This window comes from uncultured Ralstonia sp., assembly GCA_913056305.1.
Taxonomy (GTDB): Bacteria; Pseudomonadota; Gammaproteobacteria; order Burkholderiales; family Burkholderiaceae; genus Ralstonia.
In genome coordinates this window covers 1-17,584 of sequence record CAJXMR010000028.1, presented here as the reverse complement: position 1 = coordinate 17,584, position 17,584 = coordinate 1, and the positions used below count along the sequence as shown (strand labels likewise).

General features: G+C 67.0%; 17 protein-coding genes and 1 pseudogene. 12 read left to right on the top strand and 6 right to left on the bottom strand.

All coding sequences use genetic code 11. The features are described from left to right. Positions 1 to 35 precede the first annotated feature (35 nt). Positions 36 to 1,601 (bottom strand): MlaD family protein, encoded by a 1,566-nt coding sequence (locus QZ609_RS07345; protein WP_295492728.1) that lies wholly within the window; start codon positions 1,599 to 1,601, stop codon positions 36 to 38. A 33-nt stretch (positions 1,602 to 1,634) separates the two neighbouring features. Then, positions 1,635 to 2,297 (bottom strand): DUF3313 domain-containing protein, encoded by a 663-nt coding sequence (locus QZ609_RS07340; protein ID WP_295492726.1) that lies wholly within the window; start codon positions 2,295 to 2,297, stop codon positions 1,635 to 1,637. Between the two features lie 314 nt (positions 2,298 to 2,611). On the opposite strand from QZ609_RS07340, the gene QZ609_RS07335 reads away from it, so the two are divergent. From QZ609_RS07335 to QZ609_RS07320, 4 genes are all read left to right on the top strand, one after another. Continuing rightward, complete coding sequence (locus tag QZ609_RS07335; RefSeq protein ID WP_295492724.1) at positions 2,612 to 2,890, top strand: metal/formaldehyde-sensitive transcriptional repressor; 279 nt, start codon at positions 2,612 to 2,614, stop codon at positions 2,888 to 2,890. 7 nt (positions 2,891 to 2,897) lie between these two features. Further along, complete coding sequence (gene dmeF / locus QZ609_RS07330) at positions 2,898 to 4,184, top strand: CDF family Co(II)/Ni(II) efflux transporter DmeF (protein WP_295492722.1); 1,287 nt, start codon at positions 2,898 to 2,900, stop codon at positions 4,182 to 4,184. 130 nt (positions 4,185 to 4,314) lie between these two features. Next, positions 4,315 to 5,268 carry a hypothetical protein gene (locus tag QZ609_RS07325; protein ID WP_295492720.1) on the top strand — a complete coding sequence of 318 codons (954 nt, stop codon included), beginning with the start codon at positions 4,315 to 4,317 and terminating at the stop codon, positions 5,266 to 5,268. A 65-nt stretch (positions 5,269 to 5,333) separates the two neighbouring features. Further along, positions 5,334 to 6,170, top strand: coding sequence for an undecaprenyl-diphosphate phosphatase (locus tag QZ609_RS07320; RefSeq protein WP_295492718.1), 837 nt, complete (start codon positions 5,334 to 5,336; stop codon positions 6,168 to 6,170). Positions 6,171 to 6,189: 19 nt separating this feature from the next. Here the strand turns inward: QZ609_RS07320 and QZ609_RS07315 are convergent, their stop codons facing one another. Continuing rightward, positions 6,190 to 7,869, bottom strand: coding sequence for an NRAMP family divalent metal transporter (locus tag QZ609_RS07315; protein WP_295492716.1), 1,680 nt, complete (start codon positions 7,867 to 7,869; stop codon positions 6,190 to 6,192). Between the two features lie 44 nt (positions 7,870 to 7,913). Then, positions 7,914 to 8,063, bottom strand: a complete 150-nt coding sequence (locus QZ609_RS07310) for a hypothetical protein (RefSeq protein WP_295492714.1) — start codon at positions 8,061 to 8,063, stop codon at positions 7,914 to 7,916. A gap of 415 nt (positions 8,064 to 8,478) precedes the next feature. On the opposite strand from QZ609_RS07310, the gene QZ609_RS07305 reads away from it, so the two are divergent. Continuing rightward, positions 8,479 to 9,543, top strand: coding sequence for a DMT family transporter (locus QZ609_RS07305; protein ID WP_295492712.1), 1,065 nt, complete (start codon positions 8,479 to 8,481; stop codon positions 9,541 to 9,543). A 14-nt stretch (positions 9,544 to 9,557) separates the two neighbouring features. Here the strand turns inward: QZ609_RS07305 and QZ609_RS07300 are convergent, their stop codons facing one another. Continuing rightward, positions 9,558 to 10,955 carry a DUF1254 domain-containing protein gene (locus QZ609_RS07300; protein WP_295492710.1) on the bottom strand — a complete coding sequence of 466 codons (1,398 nt, stop codon included), beginning with the start codon at positions 10,953 to 10,955 and terminating at the stop codon, positions 9,558 to 9,560. Positions 10,956 to 11,031: 76 nt separating this feature from the next. On the opposite strand from QZ609_RS07300, the gene QZ609_RS07295 reads away from it, so the two are divergent. The 4 genes from QZ609_RS07295 to QZ609_RS07280 all read left to right on the top strand — a co-directional run bounded on the left by QZ609_RS07295 (position 11,032) and on the right by QZ609_RS07280 (position 12,875). Next, positions 11,032 to 11,697, top strand: coding sequence for a TetR/AcrR family transcriptional regulator (locus QZ609_RS07295; protein WP_295492708.1), 666 nt, complete (start codon positions 11,032 to 11,034; stop codon positions 11,695 to 11,697). Positions 11,698 to 11,807: 110 nt separating this feature from the next. Beyond that, the gene (locus QZ609_RS07290; RefSeq protein WP_295492706.1) at positions 11,808 to 11,951 is read left to right on the top strand and encodes a hypothetical protein; all 144 of its coding nucleotides are present in this window, start codon (positions 11,808 to 11,810) and stop codon (positions 11,949 to 11,951) included. Between the two features lie 203 nt (positions 11,952 to 12,154). Next, positions 12,155 to 12,604 carry a hypothetical protein gene (locus QZ609_RS07285; protein WP_295492704.1) on the top strand — a complete coding sequence of 150 codons (450 nt, stop codon included), beginning with the start codon at positions 12,155 to 12,157 and terminating at the stop codon, positions 12,602 to 12,604. A 58-nt stretch (positions 12,605 to 12,662) separates the two neighbouring features. Beyond that, positions 12,663 to 12,875, top strand: a complete 213-nt coding sequence (locus QZ609_RS07280; protein ID WP_295492702.1) for a GDCCVxC domain-containing (seleno)protein — start codon at positions 12,663 to 12,665, stop codon at positions 12,873 to 12,875. Between the two features lie 4 nt (positions 12,876 to 12,879). Here the strand turns inward: QZ609_RS07280 and recG are convergent, their stop codons facing one another. After that, a complete protein-coding gene (gene recG, locus QZ609_RS07275) occupies positions 12,880 to 15,069 on the bottom strand; it encodes an ATP-dependent DNA helicase RecG (protein ID WP_295492700.1) in 2,190 nt (729 codons plus the stop codon). A gap of 94 nt (positions 15,070 to 15,163) precedes the next feature. On the opposite strand from recG, the gene queA reads away from it, so the two are divergent. From queA to QZ609_RS07260, 3 genes and pseudogenes are all read left to right on the top strand, one after another. Continuing rightward, entirely contained in the window at positions 15,164 to 16,213 is a 1,050-nt protein-coding gene (gene queA / locus QZ609_RS07270; protein WP_295492698.1) for a tRNA preQ1(34) S-adenosylmethionine ribosyltransferase-isomerase QueA, read from the top strand. Between the two features lie 2 nt (positions 16,214 to 16,215). Then, positions 16,216 to 17,367, top strand: a complete 1,152-nt coding sequence (gene tgt, locus QZ609_RS07265) for a tRNA guanosine(34) transglycosylase Tgt (protein WP_295492696.1) — start codon at positions 16,216 to 16,218, stop codon at positions 17,365 to 17,367. A gap of 105 nt (positions 17,368 to 17,472) precedes the next feature. Further along, positions 17,473 to 17,584, top strand: a pseudogene (locus QZ609_RS07260) (preprotein translocase subunit YajC); the annotation flags it as partial.

Here is a 17,584-nt window from a genome sequence, read left to right as displayed (position 1 = left end):
CAAGCGCGCTCCCGGACGCCCGCGCATCCCTCCGCCTAAAACGCCGCCGCGCTGCCCCAGACAAGGGATGCAGGGCGCTGCTCGACCAGGTTGGCAAGCGCATCGAGGGCCGTCAGCGCCCTCGCCAACTGCTCGCGGGCTTGGCGCGCGTCCCGTTGCAGCAGCAATGGCGTCTGCATCGCCTCGCCAGCGGCGTCAACAGCCTGCCGCGCCGTGGCAAGCGACTCCTGCGCCTGCGGTGCCAACTGGGTCTCGGCTTGCTGAAAAAGGCGATGCACCCGCGCGAACGTGCGTTGCAGGTCCGCGTCGATCTTGGCGTACGGCACGCCATCGAGCTTCTTCGCGAAATCCGCGACCTCTGCCTGCAGATCGTCGAGCGCATTCGGCACGGTGGGCAACTCGACCGGCGTGCGGCTCAGATCGACCCGCGCCTGCGGCGCATTCGGAAACAGGTCGAGCGCGACATAGCGCTGGTTGGTCAGCAGGTTGCCGGTGCGCAGCTGCCCGCGCAGCCCATCCGCCACCAGCTTGCGCAGCAGCGCCTTGCCGGCCGTGCCGTCAGCATGCTCGGCGGACGCACGAAACTGCGGCCCGAGCCGATCCGGATAGAGATTCAAGGTGACACGCATGTCGACGGCGCCCGCCCTGGGGTTGCGTTCGAGGTTGACCTGCGTGACCTCGCCTAGCGGGACACCCCGGAAATCCACCGCCGCGCCAACCGACAGTCCACGCAGCGATTGTGCGAACCGCATCTCGACAACGGCCGGCGTGCCATCGGGTTGATCTGGCGCGTCGATACCGTCGCTGGCCAGATCGAACACCGTGCCGGCAGGCGCCGGCGCGCCGGCGGGCTGTCCGGGCGACGGTCGGAAGGCGACACCGCCGAGCAGCAACGCCTCCAGCGACTGCATGCTGAAATTGCCCCCGCGCGAATCGAGCGACAGATTGGCGCCACTCGCGTCCCACCAGCGCGTGTTCAAACCGATGTACCGGTGATAGGGCGCGTCGACGAAGACATCGATCGTGACGCCCTTGCCGTCTGCGTTGAGGGCTGTACCGGTCACCCGTCCAACCTCCACATGGCGATAGTAGACGGGCGCCCCGTCATGGATGGAGCCGAGCGAACCGCTGCGCAACACGTAGCTGGCGCCTTGCCGCGCAGCGGTAACAACGGGCGGGACTTCCAGGCCGATGAACGTGTTCCGGGTTTCGCGAACATGCCCCGCATCCGCGCCGATATACGCACCCGACAGGAGTGCGCCGAATCCCGAGACACCGCGCGCATCCGCGCGCGGGCGCACGATCCAGAAGCGTGAGTCCTGCACCGCTAGGTCGCCGGCCGCCTTGGTCAGCCGCACCGTTGCCAGCACCCGGTTGCGATCCGCGGAAAGCCCGATCGCCGTCACCACACCGACCTCAACATCGTTGTATTTCACAGGCGTCCTGCCGGGCTCGATGCCGTCCGCATCGAGAAAGCTGACCGTGATCTGCGGCCCCTGCTCCGCCACCTGCCCGGCAACCAAACCGATGCTGATCAGCGCCATCAGGATCGGGATCAGCCACAGACACACCGACACCCACCGGCTTTTCGAACGCGCCATGGCAGCACCTGCCTCCGTCGCTCGCGCGCGCCGTTACTTCAGTTGCGCGACCAAGGCATCGGCGCCCTTCTCGATGCCGGTCTTTGCCGCGCTGAGCGCGCCGAAGCTCGCCCCGATGTTCCACGGGCTGGGGTATTGCTTGGTCACATACGCGCTGAGCAGACGATTGGTCGACGCGTCGTAGACCTCGACCGAGTAGATGACGAAGCCGGTGAAGGTGCCCTCCTTGCCCCGGAACGTCTGCACGCCGTTATAGATGCCGCCTGCGATATCGAACCGCGACAGCGGACCCAGGACGGGCGTGGTGGTATCGGCGCCGGTCAGCGTGAGCTTCAGGCGCAGCGTGCTCGGATTCGGATCGCCGGCGAGCTCGAAGCGCGGCTGCAGCCTTTGCGCAAACGTGGTCTGCATGTAGCTGGCGAGCGCGGCGCGGTCCGGTTCGCTCATATCGCCGAACTGGTTGTCGGCACCGCGGTAGATCGCCACCGGATCGATCATCACGCGCCGGTACTTGCGCCAGTCCGTCTGCGTTGCATAGCTGTACGGCACGCGGCCCGAATCGTCCTGCGGATTGGGCTTCAGGTAGGGGGTCGAGGCCACCCCCGAATACGCAACAGGCTTCACGCTCGCGCAGCCCGCCAAGGCTGCACAGACCACCGCAATCAGCAGGCGCCACGCGTGGGTTGACTTGGTCATCTCGATCTCCGGTTCCGGTTCGGACCTGCCGCGTTGGGGACCAGGTCCACGCATGGCCATCCATGCGAGGTCGCAGCCTAGCACCGGCCCGGCACGATGTAAACCGTCCAGCTGGTTTGTTTTTTAAGGAAGAGGCGAGATCAAAACATCACCTTTGCGCGTGCCTGGATTGCCTGCAAGCCAAGCCGCCGCTGGCGAAGACGGGCGCCGTGGCACATCCGATGCGCCGCGCCGTCACCCCTACACAGCACAGGGTTGCATCTTGATCTGCGCAAGGTAATATACCCCCCTACCCTATTTAAATACCTCAACCCATGAGCCACACCGTTCGCGAAAAGCAGAAGCTGCTCAACCGTGTGCGCCGCATTCGCGGCCAACTCGATGCCATCGAGCGCGCACTGGAAGAGGAGCAAGGCTGCGTCTCCGTCCTGCAGCAGATCACGAGCTGCCGCGGCGCCATGAATGGCCTGCTGGCGGTGGTGCTGGAAGACCACATCCGCACCCACCTGACCGAGGTGGATGACGAACATGACCACGCCGACGGCAGCGCCAAAGAGCAGCTGATCGAAGTCGTGCACAGCTATTTCAAGTGAGCCTGCCATGAGCGATTTCTACGACACGCCGTTCGGCGTCGACCATGACCACGTGTTCCTGGGCACCGGGCACGAGAAGAACGAGCGCAAGACCTGGGCCGTGATCGTGCTGTGCACGCTCATGATGGCGGCCGAGATCATCGGCGGCAGCGTGTTCGGCTCGCTGGCGCTGGTGGCCGACGGGCTGCACATGTCGACGCACGCCGGCGCCATGCTGATCGCGGCGCTGGCCTACACCTATGCGCGGCGCCACGCGAAAGACCCGCGCTTCGTGTTCGGCACCGGCAAGCTGGGCGATCTGGCCGGCTTCACCAGCGCCATCATCCTGGCGATGATCGCGCTGCTGATCGGCTACGAAGCGGTGGCGCGCTTCTTCGCGCCGGTGCCGATCCGCTTTGGCGAGGCGATCCCGATTGCAGTCGTGGGTCTGCTGGTGAACATCGCCAGCGCGTGGCTGCTCAGCGGCGGCGACCACCACGGCCACAGCCATGGGCACGGACATTCCCACGGTCATGGTCACGGTCACGACGAGGCGCACGACCATGACGACGAAGTCCAGCACATCGCCACGCCGGCAGGCGTGCTGGCGCTGTCGATCTTCGAAGATGGCGTGCCGCCGGTCTTCCGCCTGGCCGGCGAAACCGCCGTGCTGCCGAACGACGTGGCGACGGTCACCACCCTCCGCCCCGATGGCGCCCGCCAGGAATTCGTGCTGACGCGCAAGGCCGGCTATCTGGAATCCACCACGGAGATTCCCGAGCCGCACGCCTTCACTGCCGTGATCAACATTGGCACGCAGGAGCACACCGTAGTCTTCGCCGAGCACGACCACGCCGATGGACACGACGGCCACGACGCCCACCACCGTGACCACAACATGCGTGCCGCCTATGTGCACGTGCTGGCGGACGCCTTCGTCTCGGTGCTCGCCATCATCGGCCTGCTGCTGGCCAAGGCGTTCGGCTGGCTGTGGATGGACCCGCTGGCGGGCGTGGTGGGCGCGCTGGTCATCGCCAACTGGTCATACGGGCTGATGCGCGACACCGGCGGCATCCTGGTCGACATGACGCCGGACCAGCACATCGGCGGGCGCATCAAGAGTGCACTGGAGGCCGACGGCGACACCCTGCTCGACCTGCACGTCTGGCGCATCGGCCCCGGGCATCTTGGGGCGGTGGTGTCGGTGGGCACACGTCAGGGCCAGCGCGGGCCGCAGTTCTATCACGCGCTGCTGCGGCGGTTCAACGCGCTGTCGCACATCACGGTGGAAGTGCATCCGTTGCCGGCGAGATAACGCAACGGCCATTCCATATCGCTTGTCCTGACCTCAAGTACAACGCGCGGCGCCCCAAGGGCGTCCGCCGCCAGTCGACTACAACAAGAAGAAAACCCTTCGCGGTCTGACCGCGGGGCCTCTCCCGACCATGTTCCACCCATCCGCATTTGTTCGCATGTGCGCGGCCGCGCTCGCGCTCGCAGCGTCCATTTCCACGCCCTCGTGGGCGCACGGCATTGCCGGCAACCGCTTCTTTCCCGGCACGCTCAATTTCGACGACCCCGCTGTTGCCGACGAGCTTTCGATCACCGCTGGCGCCGTGCAACACCCGGACGACAGCGGCAACGTTACGGATCGCGGCGCGACAGTCTCGTTCGCGCGGCTGCTGACGCCCAATATGTCGATCGGCTTTGACAGCGGGTTCATCCGCCGCGATTGGGACAGCACACGTCAGCCCGGCGCGACCGGCTCCGATCTGGTGCTCAAATCCAGGCTCTACGAAGACGACCTGAATGAAACCCTGGTTGCCGCCTCGCTGATCTACGGGCTGCCGCAGAGCGGGGCCAAACGGCTCGGCGCCAGTACCTCCGCCACGATCGCCCCCAGCCTCTACCTGGGGCAAGGATTCGGTGCGCTGCCCGATGCCTTGTCCTGGCTGCGGCCGTTAGGTGTCACGGCGGGCGTCAGCGTGGCCGTGCCCACCAGCAAGGCGTCCGACAACCTCGCTTACGACCCGGTGACACGGCAGCTCACCCCCGCGCGCACCCCCAATGTCACAACCGTCCACTGGGGCTTCGCGCTGGAGTACAGCACGCTCTACCTGACCGACCGGTTCGTGCCGGGCGAGCTGCCCAAGGAGGAGCCGCTGCACCAATTCATTCCGCTGGTGGAGTTCGCGTTCGATTCGCCACGGGGGCAGCGTACGCGCGGCACGATCAACCCCGGCATCGCCTACGTCAAGGACACGTGGCAGGTCGCGGCAGAACTCGTGCTGCCGTTGACCCACGGATCGACGCGCGGCGTGGGCGCGAACCTCCAGTTGCTGCTCTTTCTCGACGATCTGGTACCGTCTCTGTTTGGCAAACCCTTGCTCAGCCGCTAGCGGACCGTGCCCCCCTGCATCCCCGGGGGCATCCGGACGACGTTTCGATCACCTGCTCACATCGTATGAATACGCTCCACATCCTCATCCTCGCCTGCGTCCAGGGCATCGCCGAGCTGCTGCCGGTGTCCAGTTCGGCCCACGTCATCCTGGCCGAAAAATGGCTGGGGCTCGACCCGACCTCGCCGGACATGACGCTGCTGCTGGTCATGCTGCACACCGGCACCATGTTCGCGGTCATCGTCTATTTCTGGCGCTCGTGGCGGCAGACGTATTTCTCCTCGGCCAAGGCGCTGTGGGACAACGGCGTGTACGTGGCGGTGGCCACGGTTGCCACCGGCATCGTCGGGCTGACCCTGCTCTATGTGATCAAGCACACGGTGATGCGCGGTGCAGCAAGCTTCGAGGTGGAGCACCTGTTCGGCAACACCAAGCTGATGGCGGTGAGCCTGGCCGTGGCCGGCGTGTTGATCATCGTGTCGTCCAGGCGCGCGGTGACTGCCGCCGAAGACCTGACCGGCAAGCGCGCGCTGTGGATCGGCGCCGTGCAGGGGCTGTGCCTGCCGTTCCGCGGCCTGTCGCGCTCGGGCGCCACCATCTCGAGTGGGATGCTACTGGGCGTGCAGCGCCGCCGCGCCGAGGAGTTCAGCTTCGCGCTCGCCGTGGTGCTGACGCCGGCGGTGATCGCCAAGGAAGGCTACCGCTTCTACCAGGCCTACGCGGGCGCCACCGATAGCCTGCTGCCCATGCTGGCGCCAAGCCTGCTGGGCATGGCGGCGAGCTTCGTCGCCGGGCTGGTGGCGTTGCGCTGGTTGTCGCGCTGGCTGGAGCAAGGGCGCTGGTATCTGTTCGGCTGCTACTGCCTGGTCGCTTCGGTTGCGGTGTGGACGTTCGGCGGTTGAGCCACGGGGGCCGTCATCGCTATTTGAAGACGGTCAGCTGCAACACCTTCACCACCACCAGGATCACCGCGAACACCAGATAGGCGCGCAGTACGCCCATCCAGACCCGCTTGGCGAGCGTGAGATTCGGCGGCGGGAGTTGGTCCAGCGGCGGCATGCGCCAGGTGTCGCGCGCGTTGTCCGCGTAGGCGGGCATGCCGGCGAGCTCATCCTCGACCGAGCCGCGGCGGATTTGGCGCAAGCCCACGCTGGCGAGATAACCGGCCAGTGCCAGCAGCGTGCCGCCGGCCAGCAGCTCGATCATGGTCTTGCCCGAGAGGTTCGGATACATGACCGACGTCGTGAGCACGACCGAGAGCATCACCAGCACCCAGATCACCGCGCCCGTGAAGAGGTTCAGCCGCTGTGAGTTGACCCACGGCCCCAGCACCGCGCGGTCATTGCACAACAGCAGCAGGAAGACCGTGGCGCTCGGCAGCAGCACCCCCGCCAGGGTCTGCACCGCCTCGGTCAGCAGGCCGAGCGGGCTGCCCGGAATCAGCACCAGCGCTGCCGCCCCGGCGACGATGCCGAAATAGACGAGATAGAAGCCGCCGGCGTCCGACACCTTGCGATGCAGCGAGTGGCGGATCTGGAACACATCGCCGATGGCGTAGGCCGTGGCCAGCGACACCGCCGCCGCGCCGATGATCGAGGCATCCAGCAGCGCGATGGCAAAGAACACCGCCGAGGCGCGCCCTGCATAGCGTTCCAGGCCGGCCATGACCCCGCCGGCATCGGTAAAGGCGCCGAACTCCGGCTTGCCACCGAACAGCGCCGCGCAGAACGACATCATCGCCACCGCGCCGATCATCACCAGCACGATGCCGATCCACAGGTCGGCCTTCTCATACGGAATGAAGCGCGGCGTAATGCGCTTGTCGATCACGTAGCTCTGCTGGAAGAACAGCTGCCATGGCGCGACCGTGGTGCCGACGATGCCGATCACCAGCAGCATCACGTCGCTCAGCCGGGCATGCGTGGGCCAGTTCGGCACGAAGAAGTCCCGCGCGATCTGGCCGGCCGGCGGATGGATCGACACCAGCACCGGCACCAGCGCCAGGCTGAGCACGCACAGACCGACCGCAAACCGCTCGAAGCGCCGGAAGTTGCCTGTGCTGGCCGCCGCCATGATGAGCGCCGCCGCCAGGCAAACCCCCGTCACCCGTGAGACCCCGAAGAAATCGAGCGCGAACATGATGCCGATGAACTCGGTCGCAATCGTCAGCGCATTCAGCAGGAACAGGTCGATGATGCTGAACGCGCCCCAGAACTTACCGAAGCGCGCGAAGATCAGCCGCGCGTGGCCGACGCGCGTGACGGCGCCCAGGCGCAGCACCATCTCCTGGTTGACGAACAGCACCGGCACCAGCAGCAACAGCGTCCACAGCAGCGTGGTGCCATAGTTCTGCCCGGCCTGGGTGTAGGTGCCGAAGGCGCCTGCATCGTTGTCACCCACCATCACGATCAGCCCCGGGCCGAGGATGGCCAGCAGCGTGCGCAAGCGTGCCCCCCAGCCCGTACGCGGCGCGACATCGTGGTGCGCAATGGTGCCCAGCGCACCGGTGATATCGCCTTGGTGCGCGCTGTCGAGCGCGGCACTGCGCTCGATCGGCTCCATGGCCACGCTGGCTGCCGAAACATTCGATGGTGTTGGCATGGTCATTCCCCAAATCACGCCGACCGGCACGGCTGCGCACCCGGCTACGACACGAACTTCCTCAGACCCCGCCACCAATCGGCCAGATGGTGCGCGTGGTACAGATGGGCCGGCCGCAACGACAGCATCGCGTCGTAGTTGGCACGCGATTCCTGGATGTGCGGCAGGTGCTGCAGAAGCAGGCCGAAGGTCATCAACAACTCCTCATCGATGGCACGCGTGCGCGCCTCGCCCCCGTTGTGACGGGCGCGAACCAACGCACCGTGAAGTCGTGTTCACGGCGACATGCCACACGCACGCCAACGCGGCGTCCGAATGGCGCTTCAAATGTGGTGCACGGAGGGTGTTGCTACGGCGCGCACCGCCTGCCTGTGGCAGGACGGCGGCTGTTTTGGGGCGCGGACGTCCTGCCGGTCAGGCAGGAAAACGACTGGAAGGTCGACTACTGCAGCTGTCCAAGGCGTCAGCCCCTTCTGTGGAGATAGAAAAAGTGTAGGTCGCGCACAGCGGGGGCGTCAATGTGCGTATGCGGCCCCGTGGCAGGCGTGGTACTGGGCGTCGCGCAGTGAACGCGCGACAATGGATGGCTGACCTTCTCGCCTTGCCGACATGTCCGTTCGTTCCGCCGCCCCCGCCCTGATCGCCGCCCTGCTGTTCGGCGCAAGCACGCCCCTGGCCAAGACGCTGACCGGGGCCATCTCCCCCGTGCTGCTGGCCGGGCTGCTGTATCTCGGCAGCGGACTCGGCCTGAGCGCGGTCCTGCTGTTCAGGAAGCTGACCGGCGCCGCCGGTGGTGCCGACACCGGCCTGACCTCCATCCCGCGTCGCGAGATCCCGTGGCTGCTGGGCGCGATCCTGGCCGGCGGCGTGGCGGGGCCGGCACTCCTGATGACGGGCCTGGCGACGACGGGCGCGGCGCCCGCTTCGCTGCTGCTCAACGTCGAAGGCGTGTTCACCGCGCTGATCGCCTGGATCGTCTTCAAGGAGAACACCGACCGGCAGATCGTGCTGGGCATGGTTGTCATCGTGGCCGGGGGCGTGTTGCTGTCATGGCAGCCGGATGCGGCGCGGCTGTCGCCCAGTGCGCTGCTGATCGTTGCGGCCTGCGCGTGCTGGGCCATCGACAACAACTTGACCCGCAATGTCTCGTCCAACGATGCGGTGCTGATCGCCTGCCTGAAAGGCCTGGTGGCGGGCACGTGCAATACCGCGTTCGCGCTGGCGGCGGGCAGCGCGATGCCGGGCGCGCTGCCGGTGCTGGCGGCCATGCTGATCGGCTTTGCCGGCTACGGCGTCAGCCTGGCGCTGTTCGTGATCGCGCTGCGGCACCTGGGGACGGCGCGCACGGGGGCGTACTTCTCGGTGGCGCCGCTATTTGGCGTGGTGATCGCGCTGCTGATCTGGCCCGAGCTGCCGGGCGTGCTGTTCTGGCTCGCTGCCGCGCTGATGGCGCTGGGCGTGTGGCTGCACCTGCGCGAGCGGCATGAGCATGAACATGCCCACGAGCCGTTGGCACATACCCACGCCCACCGCCACGACGAACACCACCAGCACCGACACGACTTCCCGTGGGACGGCAAGGAGCCGCATGTGCACGCGCATGAGCATGCGGCCCTGACCCACAAGCACCCGCACTACCCCGACATCCACCACCGCCACCGCCACGCGCACTGAGGGCGCTCAGCCCCTCAGTCGAGCCGCTCGACAGCGGGCACGCGCACGCGCCCATCGCGCAATTCAGCCTTGGGCTCGTAGGCGCGCAGCACCAGGGCGAAGTCGCCGGCCGGCGTCGGCAGCCAGTTGGCGCGCTGGGCCGGGTCCGCCGGCGCATCCCGCTGGATCACGATATCGATCGCACCATCCGCGCCGGTCTTGAGCCCGGTGGTGCGGTCGCCGATGGCGTAGCGCGCGATCGGGTTGGGCGTGAAGAACAGCTTGCCATCCGGCTCCACCTCGTACATCGACAGCGACCAGAACGCGTTGACCGGCAGCGCGCCCGCCGGCAGGTGCAGGCGATACCGGTGCGCGCCGGACAGCCGCTGCTTCTGCTGGTCGGCAAAGGTGATCGGGTACATCGCCTCCACCGTCTTGAGCGCGAGCAGGCCACCCAGGGCGACTTGCGCGCGGTACGCATAGTCGGTGCCGAAATCGCCGAGGTTGTCCTTGGAATACGACCAGCCGTCGGTCTTCGGCCCGGTTCCGGACAGCCCACCCTTGAGCGAGGCCAGCATGCCCGGCAGCTGCTGAGCCCACAGCGCCTTGACCTCCGGCGACAGCGCATCCCACCCGCACGCGGCACCGCAGATGCCGACCGACGCCAGCCGCTGGATCAGCACGTCTTCATAGCGCGGCGCGGGGTTGCGGGCCAGCATCAGGTTGGCCATGTCGACGAAGGCCTGCGGGCGCTGCTCGAGCGGCGGCGCGGCCTGCCACGGCGGCGGCATCTTGCCGGCGCCGAGCGGCTCGACCTTGAACTGATCTTGCAGGGCCACCACGGCGGGCATGTCCGCATCGCCGCCCACGAGGGTGCGCGCGAGCACGAGCACATCGTTGGCCGGCGCGCGAATCACCTGCGCATTGGGCGGCAGCGGCTGCGTCGCATCCGGGCCGACCACAATAAAGGTCCCGCCGCGCGTGCCGCTGGCGCGCCGGCCGAGGATCTCGAAGTTGTTCGTCGCCATGTCGAGGAAGGCCAGTGAGTAGTAGCGGCCCGCCATGTCCGGGATCGTCAGCGCGATGGGCCCTTGGCGCAGGTCGAGCCATAGCGTGGAATAGGCCGTGTCGCTGTTCGGTGTGGTCACCCAGCGGTCGTCCGGGCCGGACAGGTTGTGCTGATGCAGCCACGTGTTCAGCTGCGAGCGGCCCGGCTTGGCGTCGGCGCCGAGCATGCTGGCACGCAGGCGCCCCATCGCTACCAGCGGGAAGGCGTAGTCGAAGGCCTGGTGCAGCGTGACTTCCTGCGATGGCGCAGCACCGGTCGGGTTCCAGTCCTGCGCGGCAGCGGTGGCCAGGCTGGTGCAGAGCGCTGCGGCGGTGAAGGCAAGCAGGCGTTTGGCTACGGCGGGGCGTCGTTGGCTGGGCAACATCGGTCGTCTCCTGATGTTTATTTTGGGTGTGGCGCCCATAATATGAGCCCAGCTCATATCCTGCCACTCGCATTCCATGGCCCCGCAAGCAAAGGAAAAACTCGATACGGATCAAGCACTTGTACGACGCCAGCCGCGCCAGGCGCGCTCGCGCGAAAAGGTCGAACTCATCTTGGAAGCGACGCAGCAGATCCTCGACCAGGAGGGGCTGGACGCGCTCACCACCAACCGCATCGCCGAGGTGGCCGGCATCAGTATCGGCACGCTCTACCAGTATTTCGGCGACAAGCGGCAGGTGCTCGACGACCTGGCCCAGCGCGAAAGCGAGCACCTGACGGCCGAGCTGCTGGCGGTCTTGACCGCACCCGAGCTGCAGGCGCCGGATGCGCGGCTGCGGCAGGTCATCCGTACCCTGCTCGGCGCATTCGGCGGCCGGCACAAGGTGCGTCGCATCGTGCTGGAGCAGGCCATCGCACGCGGGCGCAATCCGTTGATCACGCCCGGGCATGTGTCGACCTTCCTGAGTTCGACCGGGCTGCGCGACACCGACGGGCGGCGCGTGACGCTCACGGCCATCCAGGCCTTTGTGCTCACGCGCGCCATCATGGGCGCGATCGGCAGCGCGTTGTCGTACGACGAACGCTGGCTCGCCAGCGCGGACTTCGAAGACAGCCTGTTCGCGCTGGTGCGCGGCTTCTTGCGCGCGTGCGGCGACGCGTCGGCGCCAGCCCCTGCGGAATAAACGGCCGCCACCGCGCGTTTACTACGGTAGCGGGAGGAGCCAACCGGCGGCCGAGAGACGGGCGCGACGCACGTCGTCCATGCACGGTCGCATGCCCCAGGAGACCCCCAATGAAAGCGCTTCGTCTGGTTTGCGCTGTGGTGCTCGCCGTGCTGTTTGCAGCAGCATGCACCACCGGCAGCATGCCCTCCTCCAGCAGCAATAGTCAGGGCACGAGCAACAGCTTCACGCGCGGCGGAGGTGGCGGCTACTGAAATGAATGGTTACACATGCCCGCGCCCGCCCTGGAATAAACCGCGCGTCTGACGTGTCTATCCAGTATGCGAAAGCACGCCGACGCTCATGCCGGTGTGCTCCTCGCAGGCAAACCGATGTGCCGAGCGATACGACCGGACAGGTCACTGAAGTGCCGTATTGAGACGTCGGGCAGCACTCGCCCTAGCGGCAGGTGACGATCATGAGCAAGCGTCTGACAGCCTTGACGATGGCACTGATGGGTTTTGGCGTCTGTGCGTGCGCGACGGCGCAAAACGTACCGGTGGGCACCTGCGAGCCGATGGTGGGGCAGGCCGAGATCGACGGTGTGGTGCAGCAGGTTTCGGGCACGGCATGCCTGCAGCCGGACGGCACATGGCAGATGGTGGACACCGACGGCACGCCCGTCACCTACGTCGGCCCGCCGTACTATGTGGATGACACGTGGTACTGGGCGCCGCCGGTGTTCGTTGGTGGTTTTGTCTTCATCGACCGCTTCCACCATCACCACCACATGCACAACGCGTTCTTCCACCACGACGGCCGGGGCTTTGTCCGGGGAAGCGGTTTCCGCGGCGGATTCCATGGCGGGCATGATGGGGGCCATGACGGCGGCCACGGCGGCATGCATGGCGGCGGCATGCATCATTGACGGCAACGGGCCGATACCTGAATACTGGCCGCCCATCTGCTGATTGCAAGGAGGCCCGATGGGCGACGTGATCCTCGAATCGGTCCTGACCTGTCCGCATTGCGGCTTCGCCCGGCAGGAAACCATGCCGACCGACGCCTGTGTCTTCTTCCATGAATGCCCGGCTTGCCACGCGCTGCTGCGCCCCAGGCCGGGCGACTGCTGCGTGTTCTGCTCGTACGGCTCGGTCAAGTGCCCGCCGGTGCAGCAGCAGCGCGGCTGTTGCGGCTAGGCGGCTAGACCCGCAGGTAGTGCTCGCGCTCGCCGAGCCAGCGCTTGAGGTGGGCGTCCACCGCCTCGGGAAAGCGGGCCAGCATCTGGTCCGCCGCGCCCTGCGCAAACTCCACCAGCCACGCATCGTGGTTCAGATCAGCGAAACGTAGCATCGCCTCGCCCGATTGCCGCGCGCCGAGGAATTCGCCCGGGCCGCGGATGTCCAGATCGCGCCGGGCGATCTCGAAGCCGTCGGTGGTCTCGCGCATGGTCTGCAGGCGCTGCTTGGCCGTGGGCGACAGCGGCGCCTGGTACAACAGGATGCACACCGATTCCGCCGTGCCGCGCCCCACCCGCCCGCGCAACTGGTGCAGCTGCGCGAGGCCGAAGCGCTCGGCGTGCTCGATCACCATCAGCGAAGCGTTCGGCACATCCACACCCACCTCGATGACGGTGGTGGCGACCAGCACGTGCAGCTCGCCGGTGGCGAAGGCGGACATGACGGCAGCCTTGTCGGCGGACGGCAGCCGGCCATGCACAAGGCCGACCTTCAGGCCGGCCAGGCTTTGCGAGAGCGTCTCGAAGGTCTCCACCGCGGTCTGCAATTGCAGCGCCTCGCTCTCTTCGATGAGGGGGCAGACCCAGTAGACCTGCCGCCCCTCACGCGCGGCGGCGTGGATGCGCTCGATCACCTCCTCGCGGCGTGCATCGTTCACCAGCCGCGTGACCACCGGCGTGCGGCCGGGCGGCAGCTCGTCGATGGCGGAGACGTCGAGGTCGGCGTAATACGTCATCGCCAGCGTGCGGGGGATCGGCGTGGCGGACATCATCAGCTGGTGCGGCACCTGGGCGTTGGCGGCGACCGGGGCCTCGCCACCGTTCGCCTTGCCACGTAAAGCCAAGCGCTGCGCCACGCCAAAGCGGTGCTGCTCGTCCACCACGGCCAGCCCCAGGCGCGCGAACGTCACCGCATCCTGGATCAGCGCATGCGTGCCGATCACCAGCTGCGCAGTCCCGGCCGCAACGCGCGCGGCGGCCTCGTCCTTCTGCTTACGCTTAAGGCTGCCGGCCAGCCAGACGATGTCCACGCCCAGCGGCACTAGCCACGCCGATAGCTTGCGGTAGTGCTGCTCGGCCAGCAGTTCGGTCGGCGCCATCAGCGCGGCCTGCCAGCCGGCGTCGATGGCCTGGCACGCGGCCAGCGCGGCGATCACGGTCTTGCCGCTGCCCACGTCGCCCTGCAGCAGCCGCTGCATCGGGTACGGGTGCGCGAGGTCGGCGCGGATCTCCTCCCACACGCGGGCCTGGGCGCCGGTCAGCTTGAACGGCAACGCAGCCATGAAGCGCGCGAGCAGACCGTCCTTGCCGCTGGTGCGCAAGATAGGCGCATTGCGCGTGCGGCGCGCGGCCTGGGCGCGCTTGAGCGAGAGTTGCTGCGACAACAGCTCGTCGAACTTGATGCGCAGCCACGCCGGGTGCGTGCGCTCGACCAGGCTGTACTCGTCCACGTCGGGCGTGGGCTGATGCAGCAGTCGCACGGCCTCGGCAGGCGCCATCAGCTTGAGCGGCGCAAGCGGTCCGGTGATCAGGCTGTTCGGCAGCGTTTCCGGCAGCGGCGTACGCGTCAGCGCGTTGAGGATCGCCTTGCGCAAGTACGCCTGCGCCACCCCCGCCGTGCTCGGATACACCGGCGTCAGGCGATCCGGCAGCGGCTCGTCGGGTGCCACGGCGCGCACGGTCGGGTGCACCATCTCCGCGCCGAAGAAGCCGCCACGCACCTCGCCGCGCACGCGCAGCCGCACGCCTTCGGCCATCTGCTTGACCTGGCTGCCGTAGAAATTGAGGAAGCGCAGCACGAGTTCGCCGGAATCGTCGGCAATGTGCACGACCAGTTGCCGGCGCGGCCGGAACGCCACTTCGTTGCGCGTGACCGTGCCTTCCACCTGCGCGGCCCAGCCGGTGTTGGCGCGGGCGATGGCCTCGGCGATGGTCAAGAGCGTGGTTTCGTCCTCGTAGCGCATCGGCAGGTGCAGCACGAGATCGACGTCGCGGTGCAGGCCGAGCTTGGCGAGTTTGTCGGCGGGGCGGGCGGTCTTGGCCGGCTTATCGGCTGCCGCCGCGCGCTTCGGCTTGGCGGCCGGCACCTCATCGGCGTCGGGCGCAGCGTCGGGTACAGAAACGGCAGCGGTAGCGGAGCGGGCGCGAGGCGGCACAGGACGTTTACAATGGCGAACTTTGCGGATTCGCCGTCGATTGTACCGGCGCCGCCTCCATCACTTGGCGCGATTCGTCATCCGCGCCCCATTCATGCTGACGCTGTCCGATTTCGATTTCGATCTGCCGCCCGAGCTGATCGCGCAAACCGCCCTGCCCGACCGCACCGCGAGCCGCCTGCTGGCAGTCCGCCGTGCGGACGATGGCATTCACTTTGACGACCGCCAGTTCGCCGACCTGGTCGACTACCTGCGCCCCGGCGACCTGCTGGTCTTCAACGACACACGCGTCATCAAGGCCCGCTTCTTCGGCCACAAGGCCAGCGGCGGCAAGGTCGAGGTGCTGGTCGAGCGCCTGCTGGACGAACACACGGTGCTGGCGCAGATCCGCTCCAGCAAGTCGCCCGTGGAGGGCACTACGCTGCGCCTGGCCGACGCCTTCGACGTGACGGTGGGGCCGCGCGCCGAGCCGTTCTTCACGCTGCGCTTCCCGCAACCGGCGCTGGACCTGATCGAGCAGTACGGCCGCCTGCCGCTGCCGCCGTATATCGAGCACGACCCTGACAGCTTCGACGAGACGCGCTACCAGACCGTCTACGCGCGCAATCCGGGGGCGGTCGCTGCACCCACGGCCGGCCTGCATTTCGACGATGCGCTGTTCGCCAAGCTCGATGCCATGGGCGTCAAGCGCGGCTTCCTGACGCTGCACGTGGGTGCCGGCACCTTCCAGCCGGTGCGCGTTGAAAACATCGCCGAACACCGCATGCACAGCGAGTGGTACGCCATCACGCCCGAGCTGGCCGAGGCCATCCGCGCCACGCGCGCGGCGGGCGGGCGCGTGATCGCCGTGGGCACGACATCCATGCGCGCGCTGGAATCGGCCGCGCAGCCAGACGGCACGCTCCCTGCCGGCAGTGGCGAGACCGATATCTTCATCACCCCGGGCTACCGCTTCCGCCTGGTCGACGCGCTGGTGACCAACTTCCACCTGCCCAAGTCGACGCTGCTGATGCTGGTGTCGGCGTTTGCGGGCCTGGACGCCATCCGCGCGGCCTACCAGCACGCCATCGCCCAGCGCTACCGCTTCTTCAGTTACGGCGACGCCATGTTCCTCACGCGCGCCGAACCCACCCAATCCGCCTGACCATGCTCAAGTACGAACTGCTCACCACCGATGGCCTCGCCCGGCGCGGCCGCATGACCCTGAACCACGGCGTGGTGGAAACGCCCATCTTCATGCCGGTGGGCACCTACGGCGCGGTCAAGGCGATGTCGCCGGTGGAGTTGAAGGAGATCGGCTCGCAGATCATCCTCGGCAACACCTTCCACCTCTGGCTGCGTCCGGGGCTGGAAGTGATGGATGCGCACAAGGGCCTGCACGGTTTCAATGGCTGGGACAAGCCCATCCTGACCGATTCGGGCGGTTTCCAGGTGTTTTCGCTGGGCGATCTGCGCAAGATCACCGAGGAAGGCGTGCATTTTGCCTCGCCCATCAACGGCGACCGGCTGTTCCTGTCGCCCGAGATCTCGATGCAGATCCAGCGCCGGCTGAACTCCGACATCGTCATGCAGTTCGACGAATGCACGCCGTACCAGATCGACGGCCGCCCGGCCACCGAGGCCGAAGCCGCCGCGTCGATGCGCATGAGCCTGCGCTGGGCGCAGCGCTCGCGCAACGAGTTCGAGCGCGAGAGCAACCCGAACGCGCTGTTCGGCATCGTGCAGGGCGGCATGTTCGAAAACCTGCGTGATGAATCGCTGGCCGGTCTACAGGCCATCGACGACAACGCAGGCGGCCAGGGCTTTGGCGGCTATGCCATCGGCGGCCTGTCAGTCGGTGAGCCCAAGGAAGACATGATGCGCGTGCTGCAGCACGTGGCCCCGCGACTGCCTGCTAACAAGCCGCACTACCTGATGGGCGTGGGCACGCCGGAAGACCTGGTGGCGGGCGTCGCCACCGGCATCGACATGTTCGATTGCGTGATGCCGACCCGCAACGCGCGCAACGGCTGGCTGTTCACGCGCTTCGGCGACATCAAGATCAAGAACGCCGTGCACCGCAACGATCCGCGCCCGCTGGACGAGAGCTGCGGCTGCTACACCTGCCGCAACTTCTCGCGCGCCTACCTGCACCACCTGCAGCGCGTGGGCGAGATCCTGGGCGCGCGCCTGAACACCATCCACAACCTCTATTACTACCTGGAGCTGATGGCCGAAATGCGCGCCGCCATTGAGTCGCACAGCTTCACTGCATTCCAGGCGCGCTTCGCCGCAGATCGTGCCCGTGGCGCACTTTGACAGGGCTTGACAAACCCTTAGGCAAGCCCATTTGCGACAGGGCCGGAATGGTAGAATATCCGGTCCGATTTTTGACCGATTGACGAACCATTACGGAGTTTGACCGTGTTCTTGATTTCCGACGCTTACGCGCAAACCGCGCCGGCAGGTGGTGCAGCTGGCGGCCTGATGAGCTTCCTGCCCATCATCCTGATGTTCGTGGTGCTGTGGTTCATCA

What these genes read in the sequence shown, in the direction of transcription:
- QZ609_RS07290 (WP_295492706.1), top strand. Translation starts at nt 11,808, where the DNA reads ATGAAAGCGCTTCGTCTGGTTTGCGCTGTGGTGCTCGCCGTGCTGTTT.
- QZ609_RS07280 (WP_295492702.1), top strand. Translation starts at nt 12,663, where the DNA reads ATGGGCGACGTGATCCTCGAATCGGTCCTGACCTGTCCGCATTGCGGC.
- QZ609_RS07345 (WP_295492728.1), bottom strand. Translation starts at nt 1,601, where the DNA reads ATGGCGCGTTCGAAAAGCCGGTGGGTGTCGGTGTGTCTGTGGCTGATC.
- QZ609_RS07310 (WP_295492714.1), bottom strand. Translation starts at nt 8,063, where the DNA reads ATGACCTTCGGCCTGCTTCTGCAGCACCTGCCGCACATCCAGGAATCG.
- dmeF (WP_295492722.1), top strand. Translation starts at nt 2,898, where the DNA reads ATGAGCGATTTCTACGACACGCCGTTCGGCGTCGACCATGACCACGTG.
- QZ609_RS07295 (WP_295492708.1), top strand. Translation starts at nt 11,032, where the DNA reads ATGGCCCCGCAAGCAAAGGAAAAACTCGATACGGATCAAGCACTTGTA.
- QZ609_RS07325 (WP_295492720.1), top strand. Translation starts at nt 4,315, where the DNA reads ATGTTCCACCCATCCGCATTTGTTCGCATGTGCGCGGCCGCGCTCGCG.
- queA (WP_295492698.1), top strand. Translation starts at nt 15,164, where the DNA reads ATGCTGACGCTGTCCGATTTCGATTTCGATCTGCCGCCCGAGCTGATC.
- QZ609_RS07285 (WP_295492704.1), top strand. Translation starts at nt 12,155, where the DNA reads ATGAGCAAGCGTCTGACAGCCTTGACGATGGCACTGATGGGTTTTGGC.
- QZ609_RS07300 (WP_295492710.1), bottom strand. Translation starts at nt 10,955, where the DNA reads ATGTTGCCCAGCCAACGACGCCCCGCCGTAGCCAAACGCCTGCTTGCC.
- QZ609_RS07305 (WP_295492712.1), top strand. Translation starts at nt 8,479, where the DNA reads ATGTCCGTTCGTTCCGCCGCCCCCGCCCTGATCGCCGCCCTGCTGTTC.
- tgt (WP_295492696.1), top strand. Translation starts at nt 16,216, where the DNA reads ATGCTCAAGTACGAACTGCTCACCACCGATGGCCTCGCCCGGCGCGGC.
- QZ609_RS07340 (WP_295492726.1), bottom strand. Translation starts at nt 2,297, where the DNA reads ATGACCAAGTCAACCCACGCGTGGCGCCTGCTGATTGCGGTGGTCTGT.
- QZ609_RS07315 (WP_295492716.1), bottom strand. Translation starts at nt 7,869, where the DNA reads ATGCCAACACCATCGAATGTTTCGGCAGCCAGCGTGGCCATGGAGCCG.
- QZ609_RS07335 (WP_295492724.1), top strand. Translation starts at nt 2,612, where the DNA reads ATGAGCCACACCGTTCGCGAAAAGCAGAAGCTGCTCAACCGTGTGCGC.
- QZ609_RS07320 (WP_295492718.1), top strand. Translation starts at nt 5,334, where the DNA reads ATGAATACGCTCCACATCCTCATCCTCGCCTGCGTCCAGGGCATCGCC.